Origin of the sequence: Nostoc sp. FACHB-888 (assembly GCF_014696655.1) — a bacterium.
Classification (GTDB): domain Bacteria; phylum Cyanobacteriota; class Cyanobacteriia; order Cyanobacteriales; family Nostocaceae; genus Nostoc.
In genome coordinates this window covers 1-14,978 of record NZ_JACJQM010000113.1, presented here as the reverse complement: position 1 = coordinate 14,978, position 14,978 = coordinate 1, and the positions used below count along the sequence as shown (strand labels likewise).

At 40.0% G+C, this 14,978-nt stretch carries 17 protein-coding genes; 10 read left to right on the top strand and 7 right to left on the bottom strand.

Features of this window, described 5'->3' with window-relative positions; translation table 11 throughout:
- A partial coding sequence (locus tag H6G26_RS31915) for an IS701 family transposase (RefSeq protein ID WP_190734721.1) occupies nucleotides 1–846 on the bottom strand: 846 nt, incomplete at its 3' end.
- A 1,479-nt stretch (nucleotides 847–2,325) separates the two neighbouring features.
- Complete coding sequence (locus tag H6G26_RS31910; protein WP_190734719.1) at nucleotides 2,326–3,024, bottom strand: response regulator transcription factor; 699 nt, start codon at nucleotides 3,022–3,024, stop codon at nucleotides 2,326–2,328.
- 106 nt (nucleotides 3,025–3,130) lie between these two features.
- Here H6G26_RS31910 and H6G26_RS31905 point away from each other — a divergent pair, with 106 nt between their 5' ends.
- Nucleotides 3,131–4,525 carry an ATP-binding protein gene (locus H6G26_RS31905; RefSeq protein WP_242054008.1) on the top strand — a complete coding sequence of 465 codons (1,395 nt, stop codon included), beginning with the start codon at nucleotides 3,131–3,133 and terminating at the stop codon, nucleotides 4,523–4,525.
- A gap of 102 nt (nucleotides 4,526–4,627) precedes the next feature.
- Complete coding sequence (locus H6G26_RS31900; protein WP_190734717.1) at nucleotides 4,628–4,789, top strand: hypothetical protein; 162 nt, start codon at nucleotides 4,628–4,630, stop codon at nucleotides 4,787–4,789.
- Nucleotides 4,790–4,927: 138 nt separating this feature from the next.
- On the opposite strand, the gene H6G26_RS31895 is transcribed toward H6G26_RS31900, so the two are convergent.
- Together H6G26_RS31895 and H6G26_RS31890 are read right to left on the bottom strand one after the other, a co-directional pair.
- Nucleotides 4,928–5,683 carry a hypothetical protein gene (locus H6G26_RS31895; RefSeq protein ID WP_190734714.1) on the bottom strand — a complete coding sequence of 252 codons (756 nt, stop codon included), beginning with the start codon at nucleotides 5,681–5,683 and terminating at the stop codon, nucleotides 4,928–4,930.
- Between the two features lie 245 nt (nucleotides 5,684–5,928).
- A complete protein-coding gene (locus H6G26_RS31890) occupies nucleotides 5,929–6,495 on the bottom strand; it encodes a hypothetical protein (protein ID WP_190734712.1) in 567 nt (188 codons plus the stop codon).
- A 4-nt stretch (nucleotides 6,496–6,499) separates the two neighbouring features.
- Here H6G26_RS31890 and H6G26_RS43960 point away from each other — a divergent pair, with 4 nt between their 5' ends.
- The 6 genes from H6G26_RS43960 (at nucleotide 6,500) to H6G26_RS31865 (ending at nucleotide 11,105) form a co-directional block, all read left to right on the top strand.
- Nucleotides 6,500–6,622 (top strand): hypothetical protein, encoded by a 123-nt coding sequence (locus tag H6G26_RS43960; protein ID WP_277883936.1) that lies wholly within the window; start codon nucleotides 6,500–6,502, stop codon nucleotides 6,620–6,622.
- Between the two features lie 456 nt (nucleotides 6,623–7,078).
- Nucleotides 7,079–7,408 carry a helix-turn-helix transcriptional regulator gene (locus H6G26_RS31885; protein ID WP_242054007.1) on the top strand — a complete coding sequence of 110 codons (330 nt, stop codon included), beginning with the start codon at nucleotides 7,079–7,081 and terminating at the stop codon, nucleotides 7,406–7,408.
- A gap of 67 nt (nucleotides 7,409–7,475) precedes the next feature.
- Complete coding sequence (locus H6G26_RS31880; protein WP_199327179.1) at nucleotides 7,476–8,189, top strand: hypothetical protein; 714 nt, start codon at nucleotides 7,476–7,478, stop codon at nucleotides 8,187–8,189.
- Nucleotides 8,190–8,328: 139 nt separating this feature from the next.
- A complete protein-coding gene (locus tag H6G26_RS43065) occupies nucleotides 8,329–9,960 on the top strand; it encodes a helix-turn-helix domain-containing protein (protein ID WP_242054006.1) in 1,632 nt (543 codons plus the stop codon).
- A gap of 27 nt (nucleotides 9,961–9,987) precedes the next feature.
- Complete coding sequence (locus H6G26_RS31870; protein WP_190734708.1) at nucleotides 9,988–10,302, top strand: hypothetical protein; 315 nt, start codon at nucleotides 9,988–9,990, stop codon at nucleotides 10,300–10,302.
- Nucleotides 10,299–11,105 carry a hypothetical protein gene (locus H6G26_RS31865; protein ID WP_190734706.1) on the top strand — a complete coding sequence of 269 codons (807 nt, stop codon included), beginning with the start codon at nucleotides 10,299–10,301 and terminating at the stop codon, nucleotides 11,103–11,105. Before H6G26_RS31870 ends, H6G26_RS31865 begins: the two co-directional genes overlap by 4 nt.
- 353 nt (nucleotides 11,106–11,458) lie before the next feature.
- On the opposite strand, the gene H6G26_RS31860 is transcribed toward H6G26_RS31865, so the two are convergent.
- From H6G26_RS31860 to H6G26_RS31850, 3 genes are all read right to left on the bottom strand, one after another.
- Nucleotides 11,459–12,022 carry an Imm42 family immunity protein gene (locus tag H6G26_RS31860; protein ID WP_190734704.1) on the bottom strand — a complete coding sequence of 188 codons (564 nt, stop codon included), beginning with the start codon at nucleotides 12,020–12,022 and terminating at the stop codon, nucleotides 11,459–11,461.
- A gap of 305 nt (nucleotides 12,023–12,327) precedes the next feature.
- Entirely contained in the window at nucleotides 12,328–12,555 is a 228-nt protein-coding gene (locus tag H6G26_RS31855) for a polymorphic toxin-type HINT domain-containing protein (protein WP_199327178.1), read from the bottom strand.
- 14 nt (nucleotides 12,556–12,569) lie between these two features.
- Entirely contained in the window at nucleotides 12,570–12,884 is a 315-nt protein-coding gene (locus H6G26_RS31850; RefSeq protein WP_190734702.1) for a DUF2489 domain-containing protein, read from the bottom strand.
- A 187-nt stretch (nucleotides 12,885–13,071) separates the two neighbouring features.
- On the opposite strand from H6G26_RS31850, the gene H6G26_RS31845 reads away from it, so the two are divergent.
- Nucleotides 13,072–13,386, top strand: coding sequence for a hypothetical protein (locus tag H6G26_RS31845; protein ID WP_190734729.1), 315 nt, complete (start codon nucleotides 13,072–13,074; stop codon nucleotides 13,384–13,386).
- A gap of 245 nt (nucleotides 13,387–13,631) precedes the next feature.
- A complete protein-coding gene (locus H6G26_RS31840; RefSeq protein WP_190734700.1) occupies nucleotides 13,632–14,840 on the top strand; it encodes a hypothetical protein in 1,209 nt (402 codons plus the stop codon).
- The last annotated feature ends 138 nt before the right edge of the window (nucleotides 14,841–14,978 follow it).

The window sequence follows — 14,978 nt, the reverse complement described above, 5'->3', positions numbered from 1 at the left end:
TGGCATAGTTTCTGGGTCAGTAGTTATTTCCCAGTAAGTTATGGCTCTTTTTTTACCATAAATTATTTCCCTAATGTATCTAATTTCTGATTTCTGATTGCTAAATGTTCTCTCAAATTTACACCACTTATTCGCCCTAACCCTCTGTCCTGCTGGCAACCAGACTCCATGATTACTTCTTATCGCTACGACATAACCTAATTTATATTCAGCTAGTTTTCTAATAAATTGGCTACTTTCACCATATAAACTATCTGCTAGTACTAATTCGATATTAAAGCCTGATTCGATTAATTCAGTAATTATCTCTGATGCTAACTCTATTTTAGTTTTATATTTATCTGACTCCTTTAATGTCCCTTTTGGTTTAAATACTTTGACGATTAATGGAAAAGTTATATTAGCGCAAACTCCATAAGCATTGACTGAAACTATTCCATTATCTATTTTTCCTACACTTCCTAAATATTGTCTAGCTACATCATCAGTCTTTTTACCTTTTTTCCTATCTCCTGTTTCATCTATTACTAATGTAATTGCCCGACCATCTAATTGTTTCTTTAACCTATTTAATCTTCGTTGCTTTAATTTATTTACTGACCAATCTGAATTTGCTAAAAAATGGTGTAGTGACTGTGCCGAATTTATGCTCACTACCTTTGCTATCTCTGGTAACGATTTTCGTTTTATCGTTGATATTATCCCCATGTGTAAATATTTGAAGCACTCATAATTCCTTACTTCTTTAAATAAGTCTTTATACTCTGCACAATATTCATCTACGATCGCAACTGTTGGGTGAGCGTCTCTCGCCAAATGTTTTAGGATTTGTAATTCTACATCCATTGCCCTGCTTACCTTTCAGAGTTTTTTCTTTTGATTCTTTTATTCAGAATACTCGGAAAGTGACAGAAGAGGGTTATACCAATTTTGTATAAAGTTGCATAGAATCAAAAGGCTAGAAACTATGCTTGGCAATCATTCCAGCTTTCTATAGTTTCATGCAGCTTCACAATAATTTGGTATTAGTCTGTTTACAGTCAAAATTTTAGTAGTATTTCAGCCTTGCAAGCTCTTATACCAATTTTGTATGAAGTTGCATAGAATAAAAAGGCTAAAAAGTTTGCTTAGTAAGAAGCATTCTAGCCTTATACAGTTTTATGCAGCTTCACAATAATTTGGTATTAGCAGAAGAAAAAGCCGTGTTGATGAGTATGAAATTGAATGATTTATTGGAGTTCTCTTATTAATTGCATATTCCATGTTAGACTTTTCCGTTTTACTGAGAAGCTAAGTAACTAACGTATGATATGCAAAAATGAATTTGATGATTTCACTTAATTATAAAAATCTTGAGTTTGTATTTACAACATCTAAACATAAGAATAGAACTTATATATATAAGTAATGTGCAGATTTTGGGTAGATAGTAAACAAGAGCTACAACAAGATATTAAAATTTAGCTATTATGTAGTTTTAGCCTATTTTAAATAAGTTTAAGCCCACAAGCTAAAGCCTGGAGCTATATATTAATACAGTTGGTTTAAGGTTGATAGATGTAGTTGGAATCTAGATAATGAGAGATTCAATCCACTATATAAAATCTACCACTGCCACGACCATAGCTTTTGCTGTTAATATTCATGAAAAGTTTTAACTCCATTTAATGAAAAAAGTGTAGTCTTATGCATCCTGTATAATTGCTTAAATATTCAATAGTCTAATTCTCCTCTAGAAATCGTAATAATAACCAAAAGTTTTATTTGCTAAATTTAAAAGTTTCAATTTTCAGGTTTACTTGTTGAGGTAGTAAAGTCCAAAATGGAATTTATTAGATATTTATATTCTTGAGGACTAAGATTGCACTTTTTATAATATTCATTTAGGAAGTCGATGATGATTAAACTTGCAGATTCTAGTTTCACCCTTTTCCTAGCTGCTATGAGAGCCTGATACAGTCGAGGATAAACATGATTATTGCTAATCCCTATTTGCTCATCTGGTGTCCAACACTTAAATATGTAACCTTCAGACAACGGAATTAATTCAATTAACCATCCACTATACGAATCTTGCAATTTTATCTTACTCTTATTATCCCTACTCATTGATTAGTGTTTTAGCTTTCTCTTCTATGTACAATTAATCAATGTACAACCTATGTATATAATTACTGTGTAGAATTTGTGTAGAATTTGTGTAGATAAAAAAGGACAATAAATTTATATAATAAATTATGTAAGATTAATATACTCTTACTGTTTATATCAGTTTAACAAGTATGAAAAAATACTATGATAAAACGTTATATTTCTAGAGAAAGATTATTTATTTTTGAGACGATAGCCCAATCCATGAACCGTTTCAATAAAATTTTCTGGCGCACCTAAAGCTCTGAGCTTTTGTCGAAGACATCTAATATGAGACCGAACAGTCTCCTCTACTGGAGAATCATCTACTGACCAAATCTGCTCAATAATGCTAGAACGGCTTAATACGCGTCTGCCATTGGCAACTAGCAGTTCTAAAATAGCATATTCTTTTAGTGTTAATGTCAAAGGATAAGAATCATAAGTAGCCTCGTAAGTACTGAGATTTAGGTGTAATTTCTCCCAAGATAAATTTATTGTGCTTGCAGAATTACCACGTCTGAGTAAGGCACGTATACGAGCCATTAACTCTTCTAAATCAAATGGTTTAGCAACATAATCATCTGCTCCTGCGTCGAAACCAGCAATTTTATCAGCTACAGTATCACGAGCTGTCAACATCAGCACTGGGGCGCTAGTGTTTCGATATACTGGATTAGTAGTGCTAGCAGTACGCAACCTTTGACAAAACCGGATGCCATCTAGCCTTGGTAAGGTTACATCCAATACCACCAAGTCGTACTTAAATAATTCTGCTGAATTCCAAGCTGCTTCTCCATCTTTAGCGACATCTACTACATACTGCCGTCTACTTAAAGCTTCTGTGAGTACCTCTGCCAGTTGAATATCATCTTCAACTACAAGAATTCGCATAATTTATTCCTCTGTTTCGCAGCAGGTAGATATTAGTTTAAATTTATCACGTATGCTTCAACTATAATATTCAATTTTTTACTTTTTTAGAGAAGCTCTTAACTTTATGATGTGGCAATTAATCAAATGGTTTCCCCAACGAAAATGGATTGCTGGAGGTTTTGCTTTAACTTTATTGCTTATGGGAATAGTTACTTTCGCTTCTTTTAAGAATACAATTGAAATCCAACAGGGTGCTAATAAGGTGCAGAGTACTTATCAGACACTCAATACTTTAACAAATTTTTCTGCGGCAATGACGTCGGCAGAATCAGCACGACGAGGATACATATTTTTGGGAAATAAACAAGATTTAAAGCGTTATCAAAATGACATAGTAAATATACAATCTCAACTCAGACTGTTAAAAGAACAAATACATCCTAGTTTGAAGCAACAACAGAACTTTACACAAATGAACTCGTTAGTTAATGAAAGATTAATGCTTTTGAAGCAATCAATAGAACTTTATCAAAAAGATAAAACAGTATTAGAAGCACAAATTAATATTACTACTCGTAGTGTTAAGCTTCGGCAAGAAATCTTGCGTATAATAGCAGATATTGAAGCTGAAGAACAGCGCTATTTACAAAGTTCTCTAGAAGAATCTGAGAACAGCATTCACTTGAGAATCCTAATGGAAATCCTGGGTACTATTTTAAGTCTTACAGTAATTCTTAGTTTATGTATTATTCTTGATCAGCAATGGATAAAACGTGAAAAGATTGAGTCTTTAGAATTTTCACTAGCGCAAGAGAAAGAATTTGGAGAATTAAAAATCCGCTTGTTTTCGATGATTTCTCATGAATTTCGTACACCTTTAAGCATCATTTTGCTATCATCTCAATTATTGCAAGAGATTCTTGAAGAAGTGGTGGATGAGATACAGTTAAAAAATCTTTATCGGATTCAGTCTTCAGCCAAATTAATGAATCATCTGCTGACAGATATACTGACCTTAACAAGATCGGAAGCGGGGAAGTTGGATTACAAACCTCGATTAATTAATCTAGAAAATTTCTGCTTAAATCTAGTAGAAGATTTACAACTTTTTGGTACAATTTCACATTTAATAGAGTTTAGAAATCATGGGCAGTGTTTTCGAGCTAGTCTAGATGAAAAACTGCTGTATTCCATCCTCAGTAACTTACTTTTAAATGCTATTAAGTACTCATCTCCTGAAAGTAAGATATACTTGGTTTTAAACTCAGAAGCAGAGGCTTTACTTTTTCAAGTAATAGATCAGGGAATAGGTATTCCAACAACAGAACAAGAAAAGATTTATGAGCCTTTCTATCGAGGTCAAAATGTGAATAATATTGTTGGTACTGGACTAGGTCTAGCAGTTGTTAAAAAATGTGTAGAACGACACAATGGAGAAATTTATTTAGAAAGTAAAGTAGGAATTGGAACTACATTTACTGTTAAAATTCCTCATAAAAATATCGTAACATCCGCCTAAATACTTAAAGCTATTGCTAGCAAGATTATAGTATTTCATTGCCTCATACAGCACTTTCCAGTAACGTGAAGTACAATAGTGCAAAATAGATAAACTATTATTATGAAACCATATTCCGTCGCTCTCAGAGAAAAAGTAGTCAATGCTTATCACTCAGGAAATATTTCAGTTAGAAAGTTAACTGTAAACTTTGGTGTTGGTAAAGCTTTTGTGCAAAAAATGTTGAAACAGTATCAAGAGCAAGGACGTAGTTTTTCCTGGTAAGCGTTTCTAAAAGATTAAATTTTACTGGAGAAATAAAAAGACTCTATTTACCATCTGTAAGAATACCAGAACTCGACCAGAACTCGACCAGAACTCAACCAGAACTCAACCAGAACTCAACCAGAAGTGTGACGAATATTACTGGTTAACGTTAATAACGCTAAAACCATCTTTTTCATTTCCGCACAATCGGTTAGTGTTAATCAATTGTGACAAGGCATTCCTCAAGTAAAGAACACTCTTTTTCTCTTCACCCCACTTGCGGCTGTTTCTGATAGCTGCAAAAGAAGCTGGAGGACTAGCAGTAGCCGCAACAATTGCCACAATCTGTTCTAAATCAGCCTCAGAAATACTATTTTCTTCTAGTTCCAGAAATTCTACTTCTTGATAAGGCTTTGAAAAAATGGACTCCAGATGATTAACTGCGTTTGATGGTGCAATCTTCTCCCCTTTAGGTATGACTGCCCTTTCATGCTCTTGAATCAATTCAGGAAAGAACTGAAGTAATGTTCTGGCTGGATCTGGTTGCCCATTGCCTGGGTGTAAATGGGTCTTCAGCCATTCGGGAATTATGCCCAGATTGCCGCCACTAACAGATTCTCCAAAGTTGTTAGGGTTGGCTTTGAAATATTCTCCACTAGCAACATTCATTTTGCGTAGACCACCAGCGCTGACCGCAACAGCTACACAGCCAATAAAGTTAACCGATTGCTTAAAGGTATCTGCCAGCCCAGCCGTAGCTTTACCTACTACGCTTGTTAGCTTAGAGCCATGTAATACGATAATTAATGTACCACCAGACTTAGCAAAGCGAGAAAGTAAATATTGGATAGCCCAAGTGCGATCGCTCTCCTCTAACAATGACAGCAACCGCATCGCCTCATCAAAAAACAATTTGCAATTACCAGTTCGCAATTCGCAGTTAAAATAATTGCGACTTGCGAATTGCGAATTGGTCTGACCTCTGCGTTGGGGTCGGTTGGAGGTAAGAGAATTTTCTCTAGGCAGTCACCTAAACCCGGATCAAGAAGTGCAGTGTTACTTGCTGTATTTTGTGTCATGATTGTGTTTATTCGAGACTAAACTCGTTGGCGATTGCGATTCTTTTGGTGTGCAATCGCCTTTCTCACTTGCAGCAACTAAGCCGCTATTACCGCTCGGACTCCCAACAACGCAATCACTTGTTCTGCACTCGGAGCCACACGATTGAGTCCGTACTGTCTTGGTCTTGCGTACCACGCTTCTTGATTACACCAGACGAAGCCGACAAAACGCCCGTCTTGGTAGAGTTTGGTGCTAAATGATAGCCAGTCAATCTCACCGTGGTACAGACCAAAAACAGTGCAGGCTTTTTCCAATTCATTGCTCAGGCGTTCGTTCTGTTCCCGTGGCGTTTTTGGTAATGTTGCTTTAACTTCTGCAACTCTTGTAGCGAACCAGTCCCTATCAAATGGCAGTCGTCCGCCTTCCACGAACTGAACCCATACCGTAATCCCGCCTTCGATCCAGATTGTACGCACTGATTCGGGTTGGACTTCGATAATCTCGCCGATGATGCGACGGTCACGAGATGTCAGGGGGTCTTGGGTTGGGGCTACAGCTTCGGCTTGGGATTCGATGTGGCTGTATATTTCTGCTTGGGCTAGGGCTTGCTCATCACGAGAAGAACTAGGAATTGCTTGCTGTGTTAGTGTTTCGTAAGTCATAATATTGATCTCCATTCAGTTGGATAAAAAGCGATCGCAGAAGTTGTCCAGACCGAGCGATCGCTTTTGTTATGTGTGCAAACAACGTTGTGGTTTAACACAACGCTCTCAAAAAGATTTGGCGTAGCCATATATTTGCGACTCAAAGCCAGTGGCACTTGAGTGATACCGAAGAAACAGGAGATACAACGTATCAGGTGACGTGTATGACTTAAAACGCTTCAACTGCCGTCCGTCGTCCTGCTGGTAATTTCTTATTCAGTGCAATATCCATTTCCGGCTGTGTACCCTTCGCCAACTCTTGTTGTGCCAGTGCCTCGGTTGCTCCTCAAGCCGTCACTCTGGATTGCTGTCAAGGTTCAGATAGTGCAAACCCTTTTTGCGTTCGGGTGCAGGCGGTTTGCTTGCCGTTACCCTTATATTTATAAATATACGTGAGCCGTATATTTTTGTCAACATCTCACGAATATTTTTAGTAGTGCCAATTATTTTAATAGTCGTCTTGTGTATAATTAAGCTGTAGACGCTAAAAGAAGATTAATCGTTTTTCCACTATGAATATTAGGATTGTGGAGTAATGACGATGGATAAAAGAGTGATTCGCTGGAAGCTGAATGAAATCATGGCCCAAAAAAGAGTCAGAAATAAAGACCTGGCCGAAGGTATCGGCATCACCGAAACTTCTGTTTACAGGTTACGGAAAACTGATACCATGCCTCGGATGTCACCTGAGCGGCTAAACGATATTTGTCAATTTCTTGATTGTCAACCTGGAGACTTACTGATTTATATCCCAGATAACGATGCAGATATGGCGGAAAAAAATCAACAGAAACTAAGTAAGCGAATCGCTACAACAAAACACCAACTTCCTGAAACTGATGAAGAGGTAACTGAAGATATAGCAGCGTGAAGCGATCGCCCGCCGCCAAGCAACGCGATCGCTTTAATAACTAAACCGCTAAAACAGAGGAATAGTCATGTCTAATTTATCATTTAGCCAGCAATTGGCATTGACAATTTACCAATCTCAGGAAATATTTCCGGTAGACTTAGATGATGCCTGGGTTTGGCTGGGATATTCTACGAAGCAAAAAGCTGAAAAAAAGCTAAAAAGCAATTTTGAAGAAGGTATAGACTTCTTAGCCAAAGGGTTAAAAACCTCTACTGGTGGTCGTCCTAGCCAATTAGTCATGCTATCAGTTGACTGCTTTAAGTCTCTTGGTATGATGGCGGGTACTGAGCAAGGCAAGGTCGTTCGCAAATATTTCTTGGAATGTGAGCGTATCGCTAAAGCTTCAAATATCCCGCAACCAGCAATGACCCAGATTCAAATCCTTGCTGCACTCGCCCAACAGATGGCAGAACAAGAGCAAAGGCTATTGGAACAAGAACGCCGTCAAAACGAAGTACTGGCAAGACTAAAAGCGGTTGAAGTTGAGCAAGATCGGTTTAATAGCCCATGTGGTCACAAGTACAGCGTTATGGGTTTTGCTAAACTTCGAGGACTTGAGATATCACTCTCACAAGCCGGCAGCAAGGGAAAGAAAGCTAGCGCGTTATGCCGCAAGCAGGGGGTAGAAGTAGAACAGATACATGACCCAAGGTTCGGCTATGTGGGTTTATACCCTGAAAGTATTTTAGATCAAGTCTTTTCCACCAATTCAAAAGATAAAGCGATCGCTCGGCACTAAACAAGGTGCGAAGTAGTTTTTAAGGAAGCATATTCACAAATAGTTCAGGGTTCTAAATCGGTCGAGTGTCAAGTCCGCACCGTCAATATTTTCATGCTCAAAACCCAATAAAGGATGAGAACAAGACATAGAGGGGAAAATGAGTAATTCTGTTGTAAGCAATCGCAGTGATTTTGCAATAGTCGTTCCATCGTTTCTAGACGACTATGGGCTTAATCCTCAAGAATATCGTTTATATGGGCACATAGTTAGACGAGCAGGCAAAGACGGATGTTTTGAGTCAATTCCTAACATGGCAGCAATCTGTTTAATGAATGAAAAGACTGTCAGGAAAACCCTACAAATCTTAATTGCGGCTAGGTTTATCAAAATAGCCCAAGAACGAAAAGGGAAAACCACAATTTATGAAATCACACATCATTCGCAATGGATGGCATCAAAACATCTAGAAAAAATCAGACAACAAATCACTGGTGGTAAATCAGGTAGTACCAAATTAGGTAGGGGTAGTGGTACCAAATCAGGTAAGGGTGTGGTACCAAATCAGGCAGAGGTAGTGGTACCTGAAACGGTAGGAGTACCCCTACCTGAAATGGTAGACGAAGGAATTACCATTAAGGAATTACCAATTAAGGATGTCCCTTTAAGGGATCTCTCCCTTAATCCCTCTCAAACTGATATTGACTCACAAGAAAGAAAAGAAAAAAGAGAATTTGGATTTCAAGTCAAAGAAGAACCCAATTCAAGTTTCTCCACTTTGTTGCCAAAAAAATCCGAGACTACGCAACCAACAAGTCAGTCTCTCATGAAGGTAAATGTTCCGCCGCCACAGCCCGACCCATTTTTAAAAAATCAACGCAAAAAGCCCAACGATGTGATTTGGGATTGGCTACCAGATGGTCCGTGGCGTAATGAAGAAGGCAAGCTTGATGCAGAATTTCAAACCGCCCTCGCTACTCGGTGGATGAAGGAGTATGGCGGCGACTTGCACGCAAACAAAGCCAAGGTACTGAAACACTTCCGCAATGAACCCACTAACTTAGCGATTGAGTGGGAATGGTATCAATCGACTTTCATCCATCGCGTTGTCAACATCCAAACCCGCAAGCATAACGGGCTAGACACCACCCAAGATGAGGAACAGATAGCGCTTCAAGCTAGAGCAGCAACACCATTACCTCAAGAAGTACGTATAACACAAACACCCACGTTAACCAAAATGGTAGAGCAAGTAGCAGACTATGCCTTGCCTACTCTGATTTCTCAAGAGCCGCCCAAAGATGAATTTGGTTGTATTAATCCTGGGGCTTATTTGAATACACCAAAACAGTCAGACAGGGAATTTTGGGCGAACTTCACACCTCACGCTGTGCCAAGTCGCAAAAGATCACCTGTTGCATCCGTTCTAGAAACGGCAAAGACAGCTATCGAGGCTTTGAAAGTTGAGAAAGTAGAGCAGTTAAGTGAAAAAGCTCCTGTGCGGGGAGCAGAGGAAGAGGTGGGAGGGTGGGGAGATATTGCCTCCCACACTTCTCCAGAAAATAGCTCTCTGCCCCTTGTCTCTTCTAAAAAGTTGACTGCGATCGCCGTTATAGTTCAGCCTCCAGTTTTAGATGAAGAAGCTGTACTACAAGACATGAGGAAATATCTTAATTGTGGCAGTGACGTATTGAGGCAAACCGCAATTGATTGGGCCTGCGATCCTGCTAATCAATGCGAACTCGTGATTGTGTCAGGGCGAGTGGTTGATATCAAATGGGTTGACTTTTAAGCAGCAAACTCAATACCAGAGTGTCTTATGAAATACTACAAGCAGAACAAATACTTACAAACTTGGAATTGTCAACAAGAAAGGCAGGAGGCAGAGGGCAGGAGGCAGAAAGAAAACTGTCATTTATTTACTGCCGCGACCAGACAGGTCTTGGGTTTGAATCCCCTACTGCAATCTTTGATTCAGTGGCGCTTATTTGGCGGGGGTCTGAATCCCCCACCAAATTCTTTCCTTCTGCCCTCTGCCTCCTGCCTTCTGCCTCCTTTTCAAGATATTCCGGGTGAATATAGTTTCCACCAGCTTATATGTCAAGAGGTAGTTAATGAGGAGAAAAAGGAGTGACTATTTTTACCTCTTACTATGCAGGAAAAATCAGAGGTGAAGCCGTCTCCATCTCTCTATATCCTCCAAAAGGCTTTGAAGGCAAACATTTACCTTTATTTGCTCCAACGCCAGAGCTACTGAAATGGTGGAAGTCTTCAGCGTCAGATACTAATGCTGAACAAGAATACACCCGCCAATTCCACGAAATTTTGCTTTGTAGGCAGCAGCTGATTGATATTTGGGTTGCAAAACAGCAGCAAAACTCACATGACATGACATTGTGCTGCTACGAAAAAACTGGCGATTTCTGCCATCGGCATCAAGTTGGACGTGAAGTTATTCAAGCGTATCTGCCTAAACTTTGGGGCGGGGAAGTTGGGTTAGGAACTGTTACTAAGGAGAAAATGTCCACAAATTGTGGACAAAAAATCATACTCCCTACAACATATCCACCCCAAGTATTGAGTCTGATCGAGAAATGTCATGAGTTGGGATATCGTGTAAAGTGCGATCGCTTAGAGTGCGGATACTACCAAGTTACCCTCAATGGAGAAGACTTAGGTGTGTGGTCAGAGTTGGGTGTGCTTGCTGTATTATCCGGGTTGCAGGAGAAGTTTTACCGTGAGCGCCTAATTCCGTCAGTGGCTATGGCTGCCAAGGCAAGAGGTAAGAATAATCAGCAAGATATCAAGATGCCTTCGTGGGTTTTGGTTAGAAATACTCAATCAGAGGTTTTAGCCCCAGTGGAGCAGCTAGCAACAGAAGAGTTAAAGCCATCCCGTGCAGAAACACGTATTGTTGAGCAGATGAGTCTGCTTTGACTATTGTTCCGTCAAGCACTGATGAGACAAGTAAGATACTGCTCTGAAAGCACTTGTTCCGCGCCGCCTGTGCCAAATCCTGAAAAATGGTCACATGAGGCGATCATCGCAAGGTCAAATGTGCGACCAGAGCGTATCAGAAACTGAAAGTTGCGGCGAATTCGGGGCAGAATCCAGGGTCTGACTTCTTGGAGGATTGGAGGAATGCTGGAATGATGACTCTGCTTTGCAGATTGTGATCAAGAAATTGCTGGCGAAGTTTCCGTAGTGGAGGATTGGTGGCGACAGATGGGGTGCTTTTTATTGCGATTCTACTACTGTAAAAAATAGCTACGAAATCGAGAGAATTTTAGTTAGTCAGCTTCCAACCTTATTTGAGATTCTGCCCATAATAAAAATTGATTGGCTATAGCCTCAAAACTTTTGGGTTCTAAAATCTGCTCGTGTAATTCCATATCAGAAATAGCTCTCCATATAAGCCTTTGCTTTCCACTTTTGCTCTCAACAAGAATTAGATTAAATTTATCTGAGAAAGAAGACATACCAAATGAATCTAAATGGAAGCGTCTCTGAATATCCTCGTAAGGCGGTTGAGTATCTTCATTAGAAGGATTATAATTTGCAAATATTTCATTCCAAGTTTTCCCGGCTGGAAGTGTGTAAACGACTGAATCAAAAATTATCTGAAAAACTTCTTCTTTAGACTTTTTATGTAAATCAGGCTCATATCTATTACCAGTAAACTTTAAAAAGTCTGATAAATAACTAATACAACTGTATAACATGATTTCATCTTCATAGTCACCTATAGGCTTTCCCCCAACCCATACCTGGAAATGAATATATACTCGTTCATCAAGTACACGTGATACTTGAGATTCAATAGCAAATATCGATTTATCTCCAAAAATAGTCATTTTTTGACTCCTAAAGGTTTCTTCGCATAATCATTAATATTTCTTATCCCATCGCCAACATCACTTCTACCACTAAAGTGAGCAGTCCCATCATTTGCATAACCGAATCTATAAATTGCCCCTTCTTTGTTTACTCCGTACCAATTTCTTGGCTCTGTAGGTGGGTCTGGAACAGCTTTCTTAAAAACTTCTTTAGCCTCGTCTGGTAGTGGAGTTTTCTTAGGATTAAATTTGGGGACTGGAACATAGGCTGGATTAACATGATATGTAGGTTTAGTCCCATCAAATCTACAAATATTATGAACTTAAATTCCCAAATCCGAAACAAAATAGGTTGGAATACCTTCAACCCTAAAGTTATAAACCTCAAACTGCCCTTCCCGCTTCTCAACCCTATCAACATCAAGAACCCTACCATTTTCAGTTTGCAACAACGACCCTACTTGCAGGTCTTCGGCTTCCACCCAACCCTTATCAGGTGTCCATAAAGGATGTTCCCCAGTGGTAGAAATTACTTCCCCATCAACATACAAATCAATAAAAATCCTTACAAATTGGTGTTAAGGGTAGTTATTATTTTTCTACAAGCTTCTAGTATTTCCTCTTTTACTAAAAGAATATATTCATTTTTTTCTTTGTCTAATCTTGACAATGCTTCTGGATTGCATTGTTTTTTCTCCGCTTCGGAAATAGGAAAAATATCTGTTTCAGAATCTATTCCTCTTAATACAAAGAATGATTCAGGTGACTCTTTTAATTCACCTTGAAGCTGCACTAATATACGACATCCATCTAATAAATCTATTTCTTGCTTAATCATTTTGGTTGCAAGTTCGATAATTTTTGTTTTTACTCTTTCCATTTAATAATTCCTAACATTAGGATTGATAATACTTTTGGGTTCAATTTTTTGACCAGTCATAAGGGTCTCATACCAGTGAGTCTCAATATGTATACCTTTGACTCCTTTATAAGTAAAACTTGTTTTCTTTACCCAATCATTTTGATTACCACCATATTCCGCAACTAATCTTGGTGCGATTCTTAATGTGTTATTAGTTGAAAACTCGGTTTCAGGTGTAGAAGTCAAAGCAGTTGATGAAGGTGAAAGTTCCGCCGCACCTGTCACCAGTGCTGAAAAATGGTCGCATGAGGCGATTGTAGCGAGGTCAAATGCGCGACCGGAGCGGATGCAGAAGCTCAAAGTTGCGGCGAATTCGGGGCAGAATCCGGGGTTTGACTTTTTGCAGGAGTGTTGGAATGATGACCCGGCTTTGCAGATTGTGATCAAAAAACTATTGGCGAAGTTTCCGCAATGGGGAATTGCTTGCGTGGATGGGGTGTTGGTGGATTGGGAAGGGTAGCAAGTGCAGTAGTTTGAAAATGAAGAATACAAAGTTTTGTAATATTTTTAACTTTCTGCAAAAAAGTTGAGTTTTGGGGTGAAAGCATAGTAGACTTGCGGCTAAGTATTTGATAGCTAGTAACCTGATACCCGATCACTTAATAGCTTTTGGAGAAACAATTTCGAGATTTTTTGAGAAACTGCTTAACCAAATGAGCGAACCACCCGTGACAGAAGAGCGTTAATCTGAAATAGGAGTTAAAAATGTCCTACAATTTCTCTCGTCGTCAAATTATAAAAGCAGCAGGTGGTTTTGTTGCTGGGACAGTGAGTATCCCACTGCTCCGCAAAATGACTAATGGTTATGACATAATTAGTCCGGCACAAGCGCAATCAAACACCGAAAATATTATTGCAAGTATCGACGAGTCCTCAGTAACGCAGACGCTGTATGCCGCACCCCTGCTTAACGGCGGCAACGACGGTAATTCGGGTACCACCGAAAGCACACCAGTAACGCTTACCAAGGCGCTCTCGCTAATCGGGACGCAGAACACCAAGATTATTCTGCTGGACGGCGACTATCGTGACTATTATAAGCTGGATCTCGGTTCAGCTAGAGCTTCCACTATCGTCATTTTCGAGGCTAAAAACATCGGTAAAGCGGTGATTTCTGGTTCGAACCAGTATCGCTATTCTTCGTCGGAACCAGCGGCTAGCAGAATAAGCAGTGAGGGAACGGGAAAGTTCTCGCTGCCTTGGGTGTACTACTGGGGACTAGGCCAAGAGATTTTCGCCTTTGACAGCTACACGACGGAGTACAACCGCCGCCGCGAGATGGTGTTCATCGACGGCAACCGTCTGCTGCAAGTGCTGTCCTCCAGTGAACTAAGTCCGGACAAATTCTATGTGGACGAGGTTGCGAACAAAATTATTTTTCAGCCACCAGCCGGCATGACTCTTTCCTCCAGCACACGGATTGAGGCATCTGTGCGAGGTCTGGATTCAAACGATTTGTTTTTTGTTGTTGGAAAAAGTAACTTGGTTTTCCGCGGACTCGTATTTCAACACGCGGCTAGCTACAAAGGTTCAGCGCTTGGGTTCTGGTCGCCCGTAGGCACTCCACCCAATCCTGCACTCTTTCCGAGCAACATCCTGATCGACAACTGCAAATTCCGGCAGAACAACTACCAGGGGCTGTCCTTGTTGTATGCCAAAAATTTTACGGTCAAGGACAGTATATTTGAGCAGAACGGTGTCACTGGTGGTGGTGGTGGTCACTGGTTCGACGGCGAGTGGCTAGACTGTCAGTTCATAAACAACAACTGGCGTGGCGGTGAATGGCTGGCTGGTCATCATGCGGCGGGGTGCAAGACCCTTGATGGAAATGTAGGAACTAACGAGGTGCAACAGGTGTCTAGCGGAGTGCAGTTTGTGCGCTGCCGCTTTACGGGCAACAAGGGACTAGGGTGAATGGCACTAAGAAAAGCCGAAACGCTTGTGTATTAAACAGTTTGCAACTGCTTTCTTAATTCATGCCGGGGTTTGGTCATTAAGGGATAAGCTTTCGGGCGGCGTTTACGGACTCGTGGTTCGTTTCTAGCAGGACGG

What these genes read in the sequence shown, in the direction of transcription:
- H6G26_RS31910 (WP_190734719.1), bottom strand. Translation starts at nt 3,024, where the DNA reads ATGCGAATTCTTGTAGTTGAAGATGATATTCAACTGGCAGAGGTACTC.
- H6G26_RS31905 (WP_242054008.1), top strand. Translation starts at nt 3,131, where the DNA reads ATGATGTGGCAATTAATCAAATGGTTTCCCCAACGAAAATGGATTGCT.
- H6G26_RS31900 (WP_190734717.1), top strand. Translation starts at nt 4,628, where the DNA reads ATGAAACCATATTCCGTCGCTCTCAGAGAAAAAGTAGTCAATGCTTAT.
- H6G26_RS31890 (WP_190734712.1), bottom strand. Translation starts at nt 6,495, where the DNA reads ATGACTTACGAAACACTAACACAGCAAGCAATTCCTAGTTCTTCTCGT.
- H6G26_RS31885 (WP_242054007.1), top strand. Translation starts at nt 7,079, where the DNA reads ATGGATAAAAGAGTGATTCGCTGGAAGCTGAATGAAATCATGGCCCAA.
- H6G26_RS31880 (WP_199327179.1), top strand. Translation starts at nt 7,476, where the DNA reads ATGTCTAATTTATCATTTAGCCAGCAATTGGCATTGACAATTTACCAA.
- H6G26_RS43065 (WP_242054006.1), top strand. Translation starts at nt 8,329, where the DNA reads ATGAGTAATTCTGTTGTAAGCAATCGCAGTGATTTTGCAATAGTCGTT.
- H6G26_RS31870 (WP_190734708.1), top strand. Translation starts at nt 9,988, where the DNA reads ATGAAATACTACAAGCAGAACAAATACTTACAAACTTGGAATTGTCAA.
- H6G26_RS31860 (WP_190734704.1), bottom strand. Translation starts at nt 12,022, where the DNA reads ATGACTATTTTTGGAGATAAATCGATATTTGCTATTGAATCTCAAGTA.
- H6G26_RS31850 (WP_190734702.1), bottom strand. Translation starts at nt 12,884, where the DNA reads ATGGAAAGAGTAAAAACAAAAATTATCGAACTTGCAACCAAAATGATT.
- H6G26_RS31840 (WP_190734700.1), top strand. Translation starts at nt 13,632, where the DNA reads ATGTCCTACAATTTCTCTCGTCGTCAAATTATAAAAGCAGCAGGTGGT.